The organism is Mesorhizobium sp. USDA 4775 (assembly GCF_054062655.1).
The window spans coordinates 4956070-4974086 of the sequence record NZ_JBSSFM010000001.1; the positions used below are offsets into that span (position 1 = coordinate 4956070).

Here is an 18017-nt window from a genome sequence, read left to right on the forward strand (position 1 = left end):
TTTTCCCGGGAATTGCTCTAACGGCCGGACGGCTACCGCCGCCGGCTGCCGATCCCCTCATCGGTGTCGGCGAGCAGCTTGTGCACGGCATTGCGCGCCGCCGCCGGCCGTTGCAGGCGGATGTTCTTCTCGATCGCCTCGTGCAGTTTCTGCGCCCGGTTCTGGTCGCTGACCTGGCGTGTCGTGAAAACGAAGAGATGGTCTAGTGCGGACTCGATCAGCACGCCGAGCGGCACCAGCAGGTCGTTGCCCGAGGCCCGCAGGATGGCGAGGTGGAAGCGCGTGTCGGCACGGATGCGTTCCGGCAGGTTCGCAGCCTCCCCCATCTCGCGGCAGGCCAGGCTGATCTCGGCCATCTGCTCGTCGCTGCGCCGCATGGCGGCGAAGGCGGATGCTTGCGGCTCGATGATATGGCGGAACTCCTGCACGGTGCGCAGGAAGGTCTCGCGGTCGGGTGCGGTCGCGTACCAGGCAAGCACGTCGCGGTCGAGCAGGTTCCAGCGCTCCTTCGGTTCGACCCAGCTGCCGATCTTGGGACGTGATGCCAGAAGGCTCTTGGCCATCAGCATCTTGATCGCCTCGCGCACCGCCGAGCGGCTGACATTGAACGTCTCCGCCCATTTGGCCTCGTTGGGCAGGATGCTGCCGGGCGGATAGTCGCCGCGCACGATCCGCAGCCCAATCTCGCTGGCGAGCGAGGCATGAACACTGGACCCGGGAAAGTGCGCCGCATCCGCCCTGCGCACGACCGCCGGATCGCGGCTGGCTTGCGCCTTGGCCCGGCTGGCTTGTCTCTTTGCCTTGTCCTGGGGCATCCACGTTCCAATAGGTCGGCCGCCTGTCGCCCGGAGATACTCCGAACCCTTTGGCGCGCCGATCCCGTCACCGAAAAATCCAAACCACGGACGCGTCAAGGCCGGAGCCTGTTGCCCCTTGCCACGGCGTCTCGCTCAGGAATTGACGGGGCGCCCGTTGCCGAGCGCCCCCGGATCGAAAGACCTATTTCTGGATGCAGGTGTCGACCGTATCCTTGGTGCATTCGTCGAGGCCGGTGAAGACCGGATCGTCGACCTTCTTGCCCTCGATCAGGTCGATCATCACCGACGGCGCCTTGTAGCCCATTTCAAAAGGCCGCTGGCCGACCAGCGCGGTGACCAAACCATCCTTGGCGATCGCCACTTCGTCGCCGATCGTGTCGGCGGCGCCGATGACGAAGTCGTTCTTGGCCAGCCGGTCCTTCAGCGGTCCAACCAGGTCACGATAAGGCTGCGGCGCGCCGAACAGCGGCCAGCCGCCCATGATGCCGAAGGCGTCGAGCTTGGGGTTGGCGGCGAGGATGTCGGTCATCGCCTGAACGCCCTTGGCGCCGTCGTCATTGGTGAACACCGGGCAACCGGCGACTTCCGTCCATCCGCCTTCACCGGCAAGTGTCGCGAGACCCTCCTTGCCCGTCAGAGCGTCGCGCATGCCTTGTGCGCGGCGCAGGATGTTGTCGGCAGCCGGATTGCCTTCGATCGTGCAGATCGTGCCGCCCTTCGGCTTGGCCTTCTTGATGTACTCGCCGATCTTCTTGCCCATCAGGTAGTTGTCGGTGCCGAGATAGGTCTTGCGAAGGGCTGCGTCTTCCTTGGCAAGGTCGGCGTCGACGGTCATGATCGGGATCGACGGATTGGCGCTCTTGATCGTCTGCGCGATCAGCGGCGCGTTGGACGGCGAAATCGCCATCGCCACGGTGTCGGGCTTGCTCAGCATATCCTGGACGATCTGTGCCTCGCCGGCCTCGTCGGAAGTCGACGCCGGACCGGTGTAGAAGCACTCATATTCCGAGCTGGCATTCTCCTTGTTCCATTTCTCGCAGCCCTGATGGATGGCTTCGAAGAACGGGTTGTCGAGACCTTTCACCACGATGACGAGCTGCTTCTTGGCCAAAGCCGGCCCGGCGCCCAGCGCCATGGCGGCGACGGCGGCGAGCAATACTGTTTTCCTCATGTCAGTCCTCCCTTGGAAACAAACGGACACGGCGTGCCCGCCATACAAATCGACCTGATGCGAGATGGCAGAGCCAACGCTCGTGCCGCCGGGCAAGGCCGATAAGCATTTTCAGATGCGACCGGACCGGCAACGTGCCGGAACGGCCGATAACCTCCCACCGGTCCCGCCGCGACAAAGGCCCAGGACCGGAAATCTTTCTCCGACCATCAACTAATAACGGCGCGGCGCCAACGTCAATTGCTATTTGTCCTACAAAACGGATTTTTCAGAAGCACATGTCACTATTCGTCTGACAAATAGCCAATTTCGACAATTGACGCCCGAGTAGGCATTCGCGTAAATGCCGAAGATCGTTGCTTCCGGGAGGAATGGGGAGCACGATATCGGAGCTGCGACCTGGAAAAGGCATGCAGCAAGACATGGGAGGCAACAGGCTGGTGGCGGTTCTCGAACTCACCAACATCTCGAAGCATTTTGGCGCCATCCAGGCTGTCAACGACGTGTCGCTGTCGATCGAACCCGGCCAGGTCGTCGGCCTGATGGGCGACAATGGCGCCGGCAAATCGACGCTGGTCAAGATGATCGCCGGCAATTTCCATCCGAGCCATGGCACCATGCGCATGGACGACAAGGAATTGATCCTGAACAAGCCGGCGGAGGCCCGCCAGCACGGCATCGAGATTGTCCATCAGGATCTTGCACTCTGCAACAATCTGACGGCCGCCGCCAATGTTTATCTCGGCCGCGAGCTGCGACGCGGCGTCGGTCCATTCCGCATCCTCGACTATGCCGCGATGTACAAGCGCGCCGGCCAGCTCTTCGCCGAGCTGAAGTCCGAGACCCGCCCGCGCGATCTCGTCAAGCAGATGTCGGGCGGCCAGCGCCAGGCGGTGGCGATCGCCCGCACCATGCTGTCGCAGGCCAAAATCGTGCTGATGGACGAACCGACGGCGGCGATCTCGGTCAGGCAAGTCGCCGAAGTGCTCAACCTGATCCGCCATCTGCGCGACCAGGGCATAGCGGTGGTGCTGATCAGCCACCGCATGCCCGACGTGTTCGACGTCGCCGACCGCGTCATCGTCATGCGGCGCGGACGCAAGGTCGCCGACAAGGCAATCGCGTCGAGCTCGCCCGAGGAGGTCACCGGGCTCATCACTGGCGCCATCGAGCAGGTCTCGTGAGCGCGGCTAATCCGGATTTCACCAGGCTGGCGTGCATCGCCGCCGGCAGGAAAGGTCGATAATGGCAGTCACCCTTGATCAGACGATCGCGCAGAAGCAGCACACTTTCCTGTCGCGGCTGTTCTCCACCCAGACCTTCTGGGTGGTGATCGCGGTCATCCTCGCCTGCATCTTCCTGTCGTTCGCCACCGACGCCTTCGCAACGTCGAAGAACCTCTACAACATCACCCGCAACATCACCTTCGTCGCCATCGTCGCGCTCGGCATGACCTTCGTCATCATCACCGGCGGCATCGACCTTTCGGTCGGCTCGGTTCTGTGCCTGTCGTCGATGGTGCTGGCCGTCACCATGCATGCCGGCTATTCGATCGAGATCGGCATCCTTGCCTCGATCGCCACCGCGCTCGCCATCGGTGCCTTCAACGGCATCCTGACCGCCTATCTCGGCTTTCCACCTTTCGTGGTGACGCTCGGCATGCTGTCGATTGCCCGCAGCCTGGCCATGGTCGCCTCCAACAACACCGTCGTCTTCCAGTTTGGGCCGGACCACGACAAGCTGCTGGCGCTCGGCGGCGGCGCCTGGGTGTTCGGCATCGCCAATCCGGTTCTCTACATGATCCTTTTGGCGCTGATCACCGGCTTCATCCTGCGCTGGACCAAGTTCGGCCGGCACATCTTCGCCATTGGCGGCAACGAGCACGCGGCGACGCTGACCGGCGTCCCGGTGAAGCAGATCAAGGTCGCCGTCTACATGATCTCGGCACTGTCGGCGGGCATTGCCGGCATCATCCAGACCGGATGGCTCGGCGCCGTCACCACCAATCTCGGTACCGGCATGGAGCTGCAGGTGATCGCCGCCACGGTCATCGGCGGCGCCAACCTGGCCGGCGGCGTCGGCACCGCCTTCGGCGCCATTGTCGGCGCCGCCCTCATCGAGGTCATCCGCAACAGCCTTGGCCTGCTCGGCATCAATGCCTTCTGGCAAGGCACCTTCATCGGCGGCGCCATCCTGCTGGCGGTGCTGTTCGACCGCATCCGCAATTTCAGGCGCAGCGACTGATTCAAGCGCCTTTCCTTCTCCCTGGTGGGAGAAGGAAAGTGCCGGGCGTTATTCGTTTCACCTCCTATCGCTCAGTCTGAAAATCGCCTGAAGCGGCTCGCCCTGCCTATCGGCCAACGGCCGATGCCTTGACGGAAGCTGGAAACCGGCCGCACAATCCTCGATGCAGACGAAGGGAGGCCAGTCGTCTGCGGGAGGATATACCCATGACGGAAGCGATCAGGCTCTACTGGGGCCGGTTCGGACATGTTTCTGTCCTGAATGTCGCGAGCGACTTCGTCACCCATGCCCATGTCGAGGCCCATCTGATCATCTGGCTCGAAGGCACCGCCGGCGAGATGACCATCGGCCGCGAGACGGTGCGGCTCGGCCCCCGCACCGCCGCCGGCATCAATTCCTTCCAGCCGCACAGCCACGTCCTGTCGCAAAACGGGATGCCAGGTCTGTTTCTCGCCTTCTACATCGATCCCGACTGGGCGCGCCGCCGCCGCGACCTGCCCTCCTCCGCGCCGCTGTTTGCCCAGGCGAAGATCACGCTCGAGCCATGGCTGCACCAGGCCGCCGCCAGCCTGCTCGACCATCTGACCGACAATGAGAGCGTCGACGACGTCGCCAATTACGAGATCGAGCGCTTCATCGATTCGGTGCTCGATGCCGCCGATGCGTCTGCGCCGCAGGAGGCGCGCACCCGCATCAACACCATGCAGGATTTCCGCGTCCGCAAGGCCATCCAGCTGATGAAAGCCAATGTCTGCGAGCGCATTTCCTTCGACGATGTGGCGCGAAGCGTCGGCCTGTCGCGGCCGCATTTCTTCGCCCTGTTCAAGGAACAGACCAATCTGACGCCCAATGTCTACTGGAACACGCTGCGCATGGAGGAAGCGGTGCGGCAGTTGCAGTGGTCGCAAGAGCCGCTGATCTCGGTTGCCTGCAATCTCGGCTTCACCACGCAGGGCAATTTCTCGCGCTTCTTCCGCGACCATGTCGGCGTGCCGCCGACGCTCTACCGCGAGGCCGCGCGGGCAACCGCCTGAGCCTGCTTTTTCAGACTCCTTGATACGCGCGCAAGACGCTTTGATAAGTGCCGCCGTGAAAGGCGCCCTACCCTTGCCCGACTGTCGCATTCGCAAGGGAACGTCCTATGGCAAAAGTCACCATCTCCAGTGTCATCGACGCGCCGGTCGAAAAGGTCTGGGCGCGCATACGCGATTTCAACGGACTGCCGGGCTGGCATCCGCGCATGGTCGAAAGCCATATCGAGGACGGCAAGAACGCCTCGACGATCGGCTGCGTGCGCAATTTCGAGCTGATCACCGGCGCGCGACTGCGCGAAAAACTGCTCGACTTTTCCGATGAGAACTACCTCGTCAGCTATTCCATCCTGGAAACGCCGCAGCCGCTGACCAACCACAAGGCGACGTTGCAACTCAGGCGCGTCACCGATGGCGACCGGACCTATGCCGAATGGACCGCCAGCTTCGACGCAGCGCCCGAAGAAGCCGACAAGATCGCCGCCGGCATGGGCGCCAACGTCTTCCAGGGCGGTTTCAACGCCCTGAAGAGCCATTTTGCCGGCCAGGACTGATAACAGGAGCGTTCCATGGCGCTTGCCCTCCAGACTTTCCCGACCGTTAAGGACGCCAATGCGGCGCTGAAGACGGCCGGCACCCGCTACCTCGGCGGCGGTACCCTCGTGGTCCGCGCGGCCAGTGAAGGCGATGTTTCGGTCTCCGGCCTTGTCATGTCGACCGACCCGGCCCTGTCGGCCATCGCGGCCGCCGGCGGCAAGGTCCGCATCGGCGCTTCGGTGATCATGGCGGCGATCGCTCGTCATCCCGACCTTGGCCCGCTCGCAAAGGCCGCACGCGCCGTCGGGGGTCCGGCGATCCGCAACATGGCGACCGTCGGCGGCAATCTGTTCGCGCCGGCGCCCTATGGCGATTTCGCCGTGGCCTTGCTGGCGCTCGACGCCGCGGTCGGCACCGAGGATGGCGAATTGCCGATCGAGACTTTTCTAGCCAGGCGGGACGGCAGCCGCTCCATCGTCACGTCAGTGAGCTTCACGCTGCCGAAGGCCGACGGCTTTCGCTTTCTGAAAGTGTCGCGGGTCAAGCCCAAAGGCGTTTCGGTGCTCAGCATCGCGGCCGTTCTGGAACAGGCTGCCGACGGCACCGTGTCCTCGGCGCGGATCGCGCTTGGCTGCATGGCCGACCGGCCAATGCGGGCCAAGGCGGCGGAAAAGGCGCTCAAGGGAAAGAAACTCGACCAGAACGGCATCGCGGCAGCACTGGCCGCCGCCACCGAGGGCATTGCGCCGATCACAGATCCGATCGCCAGCGCCTGGTACCGCGCTGAAGTCCTGCCGGTCCATCTCGGCCGGCTGCTGCTGGCCTGAAATCACCGTTGGGGGGCGCGCGTCTGTCCGATCCGTCGGGCAGGCGCGCAAGGAGGAAACATGGCGAAGGTCCCGGTTCAATTCACGCTCAACGGCTCCGAGAAAGCCGAATTCATCGACAGCGGCACGACGCTACTCAACGCTTTGCGCGACAAGATCGGCGACACTTCGCCGAAAGGCGGCTGCCACCAGGGCACATGCGGCGCCTGCTCGGTCATCATCGACGGCGAACTCAGGCTGTCCTGCCTGACATTAGCCGAAACCTGCAATGGCGCTGCCATCACCACGACATCCGGCCTTGCCGAAGGCGGCGTGCTGCATCCACTGCAGCGCGCCTTCCTCGACACCTTCGCCACGCAATGCGGCTTCTGCACGCCGGGAATGATCATGGCCGCCAAGGTGTTGCTCGACCACACGCCCAACCCCAGCCGCGACGAGGTTGTCGAGGCGCTGTCGGGCAATATCTGCCGCTGCACGGGCTACGAGCCGATCATCCAGGCGGTGCTCACCGCGGCCCGCGCCAATTCGCAGAACGCGGCCTAGAGCCGGATGATTTCAGGTCTGTTCGACCTGAAATCCGAATCCGGCTCTAAATCAAAGAGATAGAGCATGATGTCGTCCGAAAACCGCTCCACACTTTTCGGCATCATGCTCTGAGGGGAAGCAAAGATGGAACTGCGCAAGAACTACTTCGCCGATGTCCGCAAGGACGATCTGCACGAAATCGGCCAGCCCCGGCCCCGTTCGGATTCACCCGGCCATGTCACCGGCAAGACTGCCTTTTTCGCCGACCGCAGCTTTCCCGGCATGCTGCACCTGAAGATGGTGCGCAGCCCGCACCACCATGCCCGCATCCGCAGCATCGATACCTCGGAGGCCGAGAAGCATCCCGGCGTGGTGAAAATCCTCACCGCCAGGGATGTGCCGCACAATGTCTACACCATCCTGATCCTCATCCAGATCGGCCCTGAGGACGAGACGGTGCTGGCCGACGGCAAGGTGCGCTGGAAGGGCGAGGCCGTGGTGGCGGTGCTGGCCGAGACCGAGCGCGCCGCGCAGGAGGCCGCCGCCAAGGTCAAGATCGACTACGAAGTGCTGCCGGCCGTCTTCGACATGGAGGAAGCGCTGAAGCCCGGCGCGCCGCTGGTCAACGAATATCACGGCCAGAACTATTATCTCTATGACAGCGGCGAGTGCCGCAAGGTCCGCTTCGGCGATGTCGAGGCGGGGTTCGCCAGCGCCGACCACATCCTGGAGCAGAGCTACCAATCCTCGCCGATCGAGCATGCGCCGACCGAGACCACCGGTTGCGTGGTGGCGCCCGAAGGCAATGACCGCTTCACCTGCTACACCAACACGCAGGCGATGTTCTTCACCCTCGACAACACCTCGATCATCCTGCAGATGCCGGGCTCGAAGCTGCATTTCGTCGGCGGCACCGTCGGCGGCGGCTTTGGCGGCAAGGTCGACGTCATCGTCGAGCCTATCGCCATCCTCGGCGCCAAGCTCACGGGCCGGCCGGTCTCCTTTGTCTACAGCCGTGAGGAGGAGATGCAGATCTCCTCGCCCCGCGCCGCCGAAAAGGTGGTCATCAAGGATGGCGTGATGAAGGATGGCCGCATCGTCGCGCGCAAGGTCACAGGCTACACCGATGCCGGCGCCTATTCACGCCACTCGCCCTATGGCGCGCAGAAAGGTGCCGGGCACTATCCCGGCCCCTACACCATCCCCAATGTCTGGATCGACACCTATTGCGTCTACACCAACCGCACGCCGTCCTCGGCCATGCGCGGCTTCGGCGTCACCATCGGCGATTTCGCGCTGGAGGTCCAGATGGACAAGCTGGCGCGGCTGATCGGCATGGACCCGCTCGAATTCCGCTTCATCAACGCCTATCGCGACGGCGACATGAAGGCACACCGCCAGCCGACGGAAGGGGCAGCACTCATCGAGTGTATGCAGGAAGCCTCGCGCGCCGCCAACTGGCCGGTGGCGGAGAAATATATGGCGATGTCCTCCTACAGGAAGGGAGCCTGACATGGCGATCCGGCGTGGACGCGGCGTCGCCGCGATCAACTATCCCACCGGCATGAACCTCGGCGGCGACCCGACCCAGGCGCTGGTGCATTCGACACCGACCGGCAATTTCATGGTGACGCTGTCCTCCGTCGATCTCGGCCAGGGCATGAAGCAGATCATGGCGCAGATCTGCGCCGAGACGATCGGCGTGCCCACCGACCGCGTCGTCGTCGACACCGCCGACACCGACACCGGTCCGCACTGCATGGGCACCTTCGCCTCGCGCGGCACGCACCGCGCCGGCAATGCCGTCATCCAGGCGGCCAGGGAAGCCCGCCAGGTGATGCTGGAAGTGGCGGCCGAGGAATTGGAAGTGAATGCTTCCGATCTTGAGACCGACGGCCAGGGCAACATACTGGTCAAGGGCGCGCCGCAGAAATCGATCTCGATCTTCGATGTCGCGCTGTCGGCGCATTTCAAGCGCGGCCGGTCCATATCGGGCCGCGGCATGTTCCTGATCCCGCGCTCCTATCCGGAGAAGGAAACCGGCGCGATGAAGCCGTCGACCTGCTACGCCCACGCCTGCACCGTGGCCGAAGTCGAGGTCGACGACGAGACCGGCGAGGTGACGGTGCTGACCGTGAAGAACGTCTTCGAGATTGGCCGCGCGCTGAACCCGAAAATGGTCGAGCAGCAGCTCGTCGGCGGTTCCTGGATGGGCATCAGCCACGCGCTCTACGAGACCACCGAGCCCTATTATCCCAACCGCGATCATGGCGGCACCGACTTCAACCAGTATTTGATGCCGGGACCGGGCGATCTCGCACAGACCGAGATCATCGTTCTGGAGCGGCCTTCGGCGGATGGTCCCTACGGTGCTAAGGGGCCGGGCGAAATGTGCGCCAATCCGCAGATACCGGCGGTCGCCAACGCCGTCTTCGACGCCGTCGGCGTGCGCATCGACACGCTGCCGATCACGCCGGAGCGCATCCTGCGCGCGCTCAAGGCGCAAGCGGCGAACTGACATGCCCGAGGTCAAAGCCGAGACTGTCGCGACCTCGCCAGAGGCGGTGTCAGAACATCTCGCCGCTTCGCGCTATCTGGCCGACGACAGCCTGGCCACGGCCATCTTCCTGGCGATACGCCTGGGCAAGCCGCTGCTGCTCGAAGGTGCGCCGGGCGTCGGCAAGACCGAAGCGGCCAAGGCGATCGCCGAGCTGCTCGGTCGCGATCTGGTGCGGCTGCAATGCTATGAGGGCATCGATGCCGCGCACGCGCTGTACGAATGGAACTACCAGCGCCAGCTGCTCGCCATCCGCCATGCCGGCGAGCATGAGATCGACATCTATGACGACCGTTTTTTGATCGCCCGCCCGCTGCTGCAGGTGCTGAAGGCGCCGGAGCAGCGCGTGCTGCTGGTCGACGAGATCGACCGTTCCGACCATGAATTCGAGGCGCTGCTGCTGGAATTCCTCTCCGATTTCCAGATCAGCATTCCCGAGCGCGGCACCATCCGCGCCGCCGCCCAGCCGATTGTCATCCTGACCTCGAACCGCACCCGCGAACTCGCCGAGGCGCTGCGCCGCCGCTGCGTCTACCACTGGATCGGCTATCCCGACGCCGAGCGCGAGGCTGCCATCATCATGCTGCGCGCCGGCGATGTCGCCGAGGCCACCGCGCGCGCCGTGGCGGCAGCCGTGCAAACCATCCGCGCCCGGCCGCTGGCCAAGACGCCCGGCATCGCCGAAGCGGTCGAATGGGCGAATGCCGCGACCATACTCGAAAAAGGCGGCAGCCCCTGGCCGGAAGCCTTCCGCCGCGCCATCGGCGTATTGATCAAGGACGAGGAGGACCTCTCCTACATCGCGCCTGAGCTCGGCAGGATTGTTGAGGAGGCACTGGGGTGAGCCGCGACCTCAACAATCCCTTCTCCCCGTTTACGGGGAGAAGGTGCCCCGAAGGGGCGGATGAGGGGCAGCGCCATCATGGGCAGAAGATGGCGCTGCCCCTCACCTGCCTGCCGGCATCGGGGGTCGAGCCGCCTGTCTCGACCCGTCCTGCGGACCCCCGTAAACGGGGGGAGGAGAGCCTACCTCCCGCCGCCCACCCCTTCCTCAGCTTCGGCCGGCTGTTGCGCCGCTACGGCTTCGCCGTCGCACCGGAGCAAATCTCCGGCTTCATGCAAGCGGTGACATTACTTGGCCCGCGCTCAATGGCCGACATTCGCGAGGCGGCCCTCGCCACGCTGGCACCCCCACCCGATCGCCGCGACGAATTCGAAGCCCATTTCCAGAGCCATTTCTATGGGAACACTTCAGCCGTGGTCGAAGGCGAAGCGGAGGAGGAAACCCGCATCAAGGATGATGGCGGCGCCGATAACGAGCGGATCGAGGCCGAGCGCAGCCAGGAAGGCGGCGAGCTATCTTCGGCACTCGAGCAGTTGAGCACGCGCGATTTCCAGCGCGACGACGACAGCCTGACCGCCTTCCGCCGCAAGCTCTCCTCCGCTTTGCCCGCCCGCCGCTCCTTCCGCACCGTGCGCACCGCTTCGCGCGGCAAGCTTGATCTGCGCCGCTCGCTCAGGGAAATCGTCAGCGCCGATGGCGACGTGCCCTCGCCGCTGCTGCGCCGCCGCCAGACCGTGCCGCGCAAGCTGCTGCTCTTGATCGACGTCTCCGGCTCGATGAAGCTGCACACGGCGGACTATCTCAAGCTGGCGCATGCCGCCGTGCAAGGTGCGGACCGCGCCGAGATCTTCACCTTCGGCACGCGGCTGACCCGCATCACCTCGGCCCTGCGCATCCGCGACCGCAACCAGGCGCTGGCGCGTGCGGCGGCCCAGGTCGACGACTGGGACGGCGGCACCCGGATGGGGCCGACGCTGCTTGCCTTTCTCTCCGTTCCCCGCTTCTCGTCGTTCGCGCGCGGTGCGGCGGTAGTGATCCTGTCGGACGCGCTGGAGCGCGGCGATCATGCCGAGCTGGAGACCGCGATACGAAGGCTGAACGCCCGCGCCTTCCGGCTGTCGCTGGCCACGCCTTTGGCCGGCGACCCGCGCTTCCGGCCGGCCACCGCTGCGCTGCGCGCCATCCTGCCTGACCTCGACGATCTCATCGACGGCTCGTCGCTGACCAGCCTCGCCGATTTCATCCTGTCGCTCGCCCGCCCTGCCCCTGCCGCATCGACAATCTGGAAAAGGGTATCGTGATGCAGAAAGCCATCGACGCGCATTTCCACATCTGGCGCCAGAAGGACCAGCCCTGGCTGGTCGGGCCGATGGTGCCGCGCATCTTCGGCCCCTACGAGCCGATCCGCCGCGACTATCCGATCGGCGAATTCCTCGAGGACCAGGAGGGGTCAGGCGTCGAGAAAGCCGTCTATGTCCAGACCAACTGGGCGAAGCAGGATTTCGAGAAGGAAGTCGCCTTCCTGCAGAAGACCGCTGACGAGACCGGCTGGCCGCACGCTATTGTCGGCTATGCCGACATGACGGTCGATGATGTCCGGCCGCAGATTGACCGGCTGATGAAATACAGGCTGCTGCGCGGGGTGCGCATGCAATTGCACTGGCACGAGACGCCGGCCTTCCGCTTCGCCGCTTCGGCCGATCAGGTCATCGACCCCAAGGTGCGGGCTAATGTCGCGCGGCTGAAGGATTACGGCCTGTCCTTCGACCTGCAGCTCTTCCCCGCCCAGATGAAGGACGGGCTGACGCTGGTCGGCGAGAACCCTGAGACCAACTTCATCCTCACCCATGCCGGCATGCTGACCGGCATGGGTGAGGAAACCACCGAGGCCTGGAAGGCTGGCCTGCGCACGCTGTTGGCCGCACCCAATCTCTATGCCAAGCTGTCCGGTCTCGGCACCTTCGTCCACCGCAACGACCCGGCTGTCATCACCTACATCGTCGACAACGCCATCGACATCCTGGGCGCGGATCATCTGATGTTCGGCTCGAACTTCCCGATCGAGAAGCTCTGGACCAGCCACGCCGAACTGATCAAGGTGCACCGCGATGCGGTGGCGGGGCACGGCGCAGAAGCCGAGGCCGATATCTTCTGGAACACGGCGGAGCGCGTGTATCGGCCGGTATAGCACAGTTTCTTCCTTCCCCCTTGTGGGGGAAGGTGGATCGGCGCGCAGCGCCGAGACGGATGGTTCCAGCGGAGTGAGGCGTTGGCGTTCCCTAGAATACCCCTCATCCGACCTCGCTTCGCGAGGCCACCTTCTCCCGCAAGGGGAGAAGGGAAGACTGACAGTGAGACACCTTACTGCGTCGGCAGCATGCCTTCGACGTCACCGGCCGCGTCGTCGAGCGCTTCCTTCGGTGTCGCCGACTGGTCGACGATGCGCGACAGGTTGTCGACGATCGTCTGCGTCACCTTGACCCCATTGGTGCCCGGGAAGGCATACCACGGAACCATCCGCGGCATCTGGCTGAGCCCGGCCTGGAACAGCGGGTTCTTCTTGTAGAAATCGCCGAGATACTCGGGAGACTTCGCAGCCAGCTCGTTGTTGGGGACATAGCCGGTGCCCGGCACGACGACGGAAGCGCCATAGGGGCCGGCGGCGAATTTCGCGAACTTCCAGGCCGCCTCCTGCTTGGCTGCGTCCTTGGTCAGGATGACCACGGCATTGCCGCCGGTCGGCAGATGACCGTTGACCGGATCGATCAGCGGGATCTTGGCGGTGCGCAACGTGAACTTGTCGCCGACATTCTTGATCGTGTTGACCAGCGCACCGGTGGTCTGGAATTCGAACCCGACCTTGCCGGCCGCGAACGCCTGCTCGCCCGCCGGCTTGGTGAAGACCGGCATGCCGCCCTCCTTCACCATCCGCTCGAGGATCTCCACCGCCTTCTCGCCTTCCGGCCCGTTGAAGGCGACCTTGCTTTCGTCCTCGTTCAGCATCTTGCCGCCGGCGCCGAACAGCAGCGCCGAGAACATCCAGTCGTCGCCCTGCCAGCGGAAGTCGATGCCGTCGACGCCATTGCCGAGAGCCTTGATCTTGCCGCCGAGCGCGATGACCTCATCCCAGGTCTTGGGCGGATTGTCCGGATCGCCGCCGGCCGCCTTCACCAGGTCGGCATTGTAATACATGATCGGGTTGGAGGTGGCGAAGGCGAGGCCAACCTGCTTGCCGTTGACCTGCGCCAGCTTCAGGATCGTGTCGGAAAAGCCGAGCTCCGCCATATTGCCTTCCTTCTTGACCAGCGGGCCGAGATCGACGGCAACATTACGCTCATTGAGCATGCGCAGGCGGTTGAGGCCGATGAAGGTGATGTCGGGCATCTCGTCGGTGCCGGCCTGGCGAAGAATGGTCTGGATGCCTTCTTCGTAGGTCGCCGACGGGCTGGCGAACTGGATCTTGATGTCGGGATTTTCCTCCATGAACTTCTTCGAGATCGTGTCCATCACGTTCTTGAAGAAGCCGGGCATCGGGTAGTGAACCGTCAGCGTCGTCTCGGCATAGGCCGGAAGGGCCGCCGCCAGCGACACCGCCGCGGCGGCGAAGATCCTGGAAATATGCTTCATCGTTCGTGCTCCTTGTTGGCCCGGTCAGCCTTTGAGACCGGTCATGGTGATGCCCTCGACGAAGCGCTTCTGCGCAAGCAGGAAGGCGGCGACGAGAGGAAGGGTGATGATCAGCGTGGCGGCCATCAGCGCGCCGTAGTCGTCGCCGGCCTCGGCGGCGCGGAAATACATCAGGCCGAGCGGTGGCGTGGCGTAGGCCTGTTTGCTGACGACGATCAGCGGCCAGTAGAGATCGTTCCAGTGCGCGACGACGGAAAAGATCGCGAAGGCGGTCACCGCCGGCCAGGCATTGGGCACGATGACGCGCGCGACGATGCCGAGTTCGGACATGCCGTCGAGCCGTGCCGCGTGCAGCAAGTCGTCGGGCATGGCGCGGAAGAACTGCAGGAACATGAAGATCGCGAACACCGATATGGTAAAGGGCGCGACCAGCGAGGTGTAGCTGTTCAAGAGCGACATCCGGTCGAAGGCGACGTAGAGCGGCAGCGCCGTCGCGTGGATCGGCACCAGCAGGCCGAGCATGACCAGCACCATCATCAGCTGTGCGGCGCGGAACTTCAGCTTGGCCATCGCGTAGGCACAAGGGATCGCCACCACGACCTGGAAGAAGAAGATCAGGCCGCACACGACGACGCCGTTCCACAGCAGCGTCGCCATCGGCACCTTGGCAAACGCCTTGGCGAAATTCTCGGCGAAGTAGAAACGCTGCGGGATCAGCGACAGCGACGAGGTGAAGATGTCGCTCTGCGTCTTGCCCGCGGTCGAGATCATGAAGATGTAGGGCGCAAGGATCATCAGCGCACCGAGCGAAAGCAGCGCGAAGCGGATGATGCGGCCGGCCGGGATGCTGTTCATGTGTAATGCACCCGCCGGTCGAGCACGCGGTATTGCAGAAGCATCAGCACGACCAGGATCGCCAGGAAGACGACCGTCATCGCCGAGGCGTAGCCGACACGCAGATAGACGAAGCCCTCCTGGTAGATGGTGAAAAGCAGTACTTCGGAGGCCTTGTTGGGCCCACCGTCGGTCAGCATCTTCACCGTCTCGAAGACCTTCACCGCATTGGTGATGCTGATGGTGACGACGAACAGCGTCGTCGGCCCGAGCATCGGCCAGGTGACGAGGAAAAACCGATCGAGCGCCGATTTCGCGCCGTCGACATGAGCGGCGGCATAGAGCTCGCGCGGGATCGCCGTCAGCCCCGCCAGGAACAGCACCATGTTGAAGCCGACCGACTGCCAGATGCCGATGATCGACAGGCTGTAGAGCACGGTGCTCGACGCGCCGAGCCAGTTCGGGCCGGGAATGCCGGCGAGCGAGAGTAAAGCGTTGAGCGGCCCGATCGTCGGGTGGAAGATGTATTGCCAGACCGTCGCCATGGCGACGATCAGCGAGGCGACGGGCAGAAAATAGACGGTGCGGAAAAAGCCGCGCGCCCGTCCCTCGCCTTCGATCAGCAGCGCAACCCCCAGGCCAAGCATGATCGAGACCGGCGCGACGATCGCCGTATAGACCGAGGTGTTCCACAGCGACCGGCGGAAGGTGCGGTCGTTCAGGAGATGCGCATAATTCTCGAAGCCGACGAAGCGAAATTTGCCGTAGCCGAGCTCGAAATCGGTGAAGCCGAGGAAGATGACGGCAGCCACCGGCAACAGCACGAACAGCAGCAACAGCACGATGGCCGGCGCCGCCAGCAGCCAGGCGGTCCGGTCCTCGCTGCGCGCGCGCAGTGCCGCGGCGCTCGCGACATTGCCCGCCAGCGCGACGCTAGACATAGGCCGGCTCCTGCCGCGCACCCGCCGCGATGCGCAGCCGCTTTCCCTCCGGCCCGAAGACCATCGCCTGTTCAGGGGCCAGGACGACACCCACCTTCATTCCGGCGATCAAGTCCCTCGCCTCCTGAGGCGCCAGCTTGGCGACGACGCTGTCGCCCGAGGCATCGAGGCGGCAATGGGCAATGACTTCCGAGCCGAGGAATTCGAGACGCTCGATCCGCCCGGCAAGGCCGCTGCGCCCGCTTGGGGACAGTTTGACGAATTCCGGCCGGATGCCGAGGCTGACCGGGCCGTTTGCCACCTTCTCCAGCAAAGCCGGCCGGATGCCTTCGAAGCCGACACGGCCGTTTTCGGCAAGCGCCGGGATAATGTTGATCCTCGGCTGGCCGACGAAGCGCGCGACCTCGATATGGGCGGGATCGTTGTAGATCACATCGGGCGCGGCGAGCTGCAGCAGATTGCCGCCGATCATCACCGCCACCCGGTCGGCCATCGAAAGCGCCTCGGCCTGGTCGTGCGTCACATAGAGCGTCGGCACGCCAGCGCGGCGGTGCAGTTCGACGATCTCGCCGCGGGCATGGACGCGCAGATTGGCATCGAGGTTGGACAGCGGCTCGTCCATCAGGAAGATGCTGGGGTGGCGCACCATGGCGCGCGCCAGCGCCACGCGCTGCCGCTGGCCACCCGACATCTGCCCCGGCTTGCGGTCGAGCAAATGGTCGATCTTGAGCAGACCCGCCATCTCGCGGACATCGTGCGCAATGCCGGTGCGGATCTCCTTCTGGCCGGGCAGCAGGGAGCCGACCAGCGGCAGGCGCTGCGACCGGCTCAGCCGCTTCATGGCCAGCGGAACGGCAATGTTTTGTCCCGCCGTCAGATGCGGATAGAGCGCGTAGGATTGGAACACCATGGCGATGTTGCGGTCGGCCGCGGCAACCGGCGACATGTCCCTGCCGCTGACGAACATCTCGCCGCTGTCGGCATGGTCGAGCCCGGCCAGGATGCGCAGCAAGGTGCTCTTGCCGCATCCCGAGGGGCCGACGAGCGCGATGAACTCGCCGGCTTCGACATCAAGGCTCACACCATTCAAGATGGCATTCCCGCCGAAGGATTTTTTCAGGCCGCGAAGCGACAGCGCGCTCATGACGCGACCCGCTTTCGAACCTTGTGCGCCTCGTGCGGATAGACCTCGGCCACCACATCATCGAGGACGTAGGTGGTCATGCCGGGGATGGCGACGATCTCGCTGGCGACCGTATCGCCGAATTGGTGCCCGAACTGATGGATGACGGCGCCAAGCAGCCGTTCGCCCGGCATGTCGCGCTCCATGTCGCCGACGACGAAGGCGGCCGACGGCCCCCAGACCAACGATGTGTTTTCGTATTTGCCTTGCCATGCCCGGTGCAGGTGGCCGCTAGCGAACAGCGCGACATCGTGGGCGGCGATCAGATCGTACAGGCGCTGGCGCTCCGCCGGCCTGACGCTCCAGTAGCCGGTATCGCCCTCGCCGGGCGCATCGACGAACAGCGGCTTGTGGGCGAACAGCGCAACACGCCGGCCGCCGCGGCTTTCCAGCGCGCTGCGCAGCCATTCGAACTGCGCCTCGTCCTCGGCATCGTCAAAGCCCATCAGCAGGCTGTCGAGCCCGATGAGACGCCAGCTCCCGGCGTCCTCCATCCAGTAATCGAGGCCGACCAGCCGGCGCCAGCGCTCGAGGCGTCCGGCATTGACCGGCTGCAGCGAGCCCGGCAGATGACCGACATCGTGATTGCCGGGCACCAGCAGCATCAGCGTGGAGATTTCCCGCATCAGATCCATGCAGAAGGCGATATCGTCGTCCTTGTCGGCCCCGTCGACGCTGAGGTCGCCGGTGTGGACGACAAGGTCTGCACCGCTTTGCTCGATCCAGGAGGCCAGCGGCTCCCAATTGCCGTTGAAGTGCGGCTTGGTCGGACTGAAATGTGTGTCTGTGATCTGAACGATTTTCATGCCGGCTCCACCATGCGAGCCGCGCCCCCAGGGCAAGCGGCATCGCATAGGGGCTTCCTTAGTGCCGTTCCA

Annotated in this window: 18 protein-coding genes; 11 read left to right on the forward strand and 7 right to left on the reverse strand. The window is 64.4% G+C overall.

Features of this window, described 5'->3' with window-relative positions:
* Positions 1-32: 32 nt before the first annotated feature.
* Positions 33-815, reverse strand: coding sequence for a FadR/GntR family transcriptional regulator (locus tag ACVILI_RS24180; RefSeq protein WP_019859216.1), 783 nt, complete (start codon positions 813-815; stop codon positions 33-35).
* 184 nt (positions 816-999) lie between these two features.
* Complete coding sequence (locus ACVILI_RS24185) at positions 1000-1989, reverse strand: sugar-binding protein (RefSeq protein ID WP_019859217.1); 990 nt, start codon at positions 1987-1989, stop codon at positions 1000-1002.
* Between the two features lie 440 nt (positions 1990-2429).
* Between ACVILI_RS24185 and ACVILI_RS24190 the strand changes: the two genes are divergently transcribed.
* The 11 genes from ACVILI_RS24190 to ACVILI_RS24240 all read left to right on the forward strand — a co-directional run bounded on the left by ACVILI_RS24190 (position 2430) and on the right by ACVILI_RS24240 (position 12742).
* Complete coding sequence (locus ACVILI_RS24190; protein ID WP_027047043.1) at positions 2430-3173, forward strand: ATP-binding cassette domain-containing protein; 744 nt, start codon at positions 2430-2432, stop codon at positions 3171-3173.
* A 61-nt stretch (positions 3174-3234) separates the two neighbouring features.
* On the forward strand, positions 3235-4233 hold the full coding sequence (locus tag ACVILI_RS24195) for an ABC transporter permease (RefSeq protein WP_019859219.1): 999 nt from the start codon (positions 3235-3237) through the stop codon (positions 4231-4233).
* A gap of 206 nt (positions 4234-4439) precedes the next feature.
* Positions 4440-5267, forward strand: a complete 828-nt coding sequence (locus ACVILI_RS24200; RefSeq protein WP_019859220.1) for an AraC family transcriptional regulator — start codon at positions 4440-4442, stop codon at positions 5265-5267.
* 107 nt (positions 5268-5374) lie between these two features.
* Positions 5375-5818, forward strand: coding sequence for an SRPBCC family protein (locus tag ACVILI_RS24205; RefSeq protein WP_019859222.1), 444 nt, complete (start codon positions 5375-5377; stop codon positions 5816-5818).
* Positions 5819-5833: 15 nt separating this feature from the next.
* The gene (locus ACVILI_RS24210) at positions 5834-6628 is read left to right on the forward strand and encodes an FAD binding domain-containing protein (protein ID WP_240564749.1); all 795 of its coding nucleotides are present in this window, start codon (positions 5834-5836) and stop codon (positions 6626-6628) included.
* 60 nt (positions 6629-6688) lie between these two features.
* Positions 6689-7171, forward strand: coding sequence for a (2Fe-2S)-binding protein (locus tag ACVILI_RS24215; RefSeq protein WP_038647841.1), 483 nt, complete (start codon positions 6689-6691; stop codon positions 7169-7171).
* Positions 7172-7297: 126 nt separating this feature from the next.
* Positions 7298-8665, forward strand: coding sequence for a xanthine dehydrogenase family protein molybdopterin-binding subunit (locus tag ACVILI_RS24220; RefSeq protein WP_069092526.1), 1368 nt, complete (start codon positions 7298-7300; stop codon positions 8663-8665).
* Between the two features lies 1 nt (position 8666).
* Positions 8667-9671 (forward strand): xanthine dehydrogenase family protein molybdopterin-binding subunit, encoded by a 1005-nt coding sequence (locus tag ACVILI_RS24225; RefSeq protein WP_010910368.1) that lies wholly within the window; start codon positions 8667-8669, stop codon positions 9669-9671.
* A 1-nt stretch (position 9672) separates the two neighbouring features.
* A complete protein-coding gene (locus ACVILI_RS24230; RefSeq protein ID WP_240564750.1) occupies positions 9673-10554 on the forward strand; it encodes an AAA family ATPase in 882 nt (293 codons plus the stop codon).
* 224 nt (positions 10555-10778) lie between these two features.
* On the forward strand, positions 10779-11855 hold the full coding sequence (locus ACVILI_RS24235) for a vWA domain-containing protein (protein WP_457102744.1): 1077 nt from the start codon (positions 10779-10781) through the stop codon (positions 11853-11855).
* On the forward strand, positions 11855-12742 hold the full coding sequence (locus ACVILI_RS24240) for an amidohydrolase family protein (RefSeq protein ID WP_038647848.1): 888 nt from the start codon (positions 11855-11857) through the stop codon (positions 12740-12742). Before ACVILI_RS24235 ends, ACVILI_RS24240 begins: the two co-directional genes overlap by 1 nt.
* Before the next feature lie 173 nt (positions 12743-12915).
* On the opposite strand, the gene ACVILI_RS24245 is transcribed toward ACVILI_RS24240, so the two are convergent.
* From ACVILI_RS24245 to ACVILI_RS24265, 5 genes are read right to left on the reverse strand one after another with little or no spacing between them, the layout of a single operon-like run.
* Positions 12916-14181, reverse strand: coding sequence for an ABC transporter substrate-binding protein (locus ACVILI_RS24245; protein WP_038647850.1), 1266 nt, complete (start codon positions 14179-14181; stop codon positions 12916-12918).
* Between the two features lie 24 nt (positions 14182-14205).
* Entirely contained in the window at positions 14206-15036 is an 831-nt protein-coding gene (locus ACVILI_RS24250) for a carbohydrate ABC transporter permease (protein ID WP_038647852.1), read from the reverse strand.
* A complete protein-coding gene (locus ACVILI_RS24255; protein WP_019859234.1) occupies positions 15033-15956 on the reverse strand; it encodes a carbohydrate ABC transporter permease in 924 nt (307 codons plus the stop codon). The genes ACVILI_RS24250 and ACVILI_RS24255 overlap by 4 nt, the downstream gene beginning before the upstream one ends.
* Positions 15949-17100, reverse strand: coding sequence for an ABC transporter ATP-binding protein (locus ACVILI_RS24260; protein ID WP_038647854.1), 1152 nt, complete (start codon positions 17098-17100; stop codon positions 15949-15951). The genes ACVILI_RS24255 and ACVILI_RS24260 overlap by 8 nt, the downstream gene beginning before the upstream one ends.
* Complete coding sequence (locus ACVILI_RS24265; protein WP_038647856.1) at positions 17097-17945, reverse strand: metallophosphoesterase family protein; 849 nt, start codon at positions 17943-17945, stop codon at positions 17097-17099. The genes ACVILI_RS24260 and ACVILI_RS24265 overlap by 4 nt, the downstream gene beginning before the upstream one ends.
* Positions 17946-18017 lie beyond the last annotated feature (72 nt).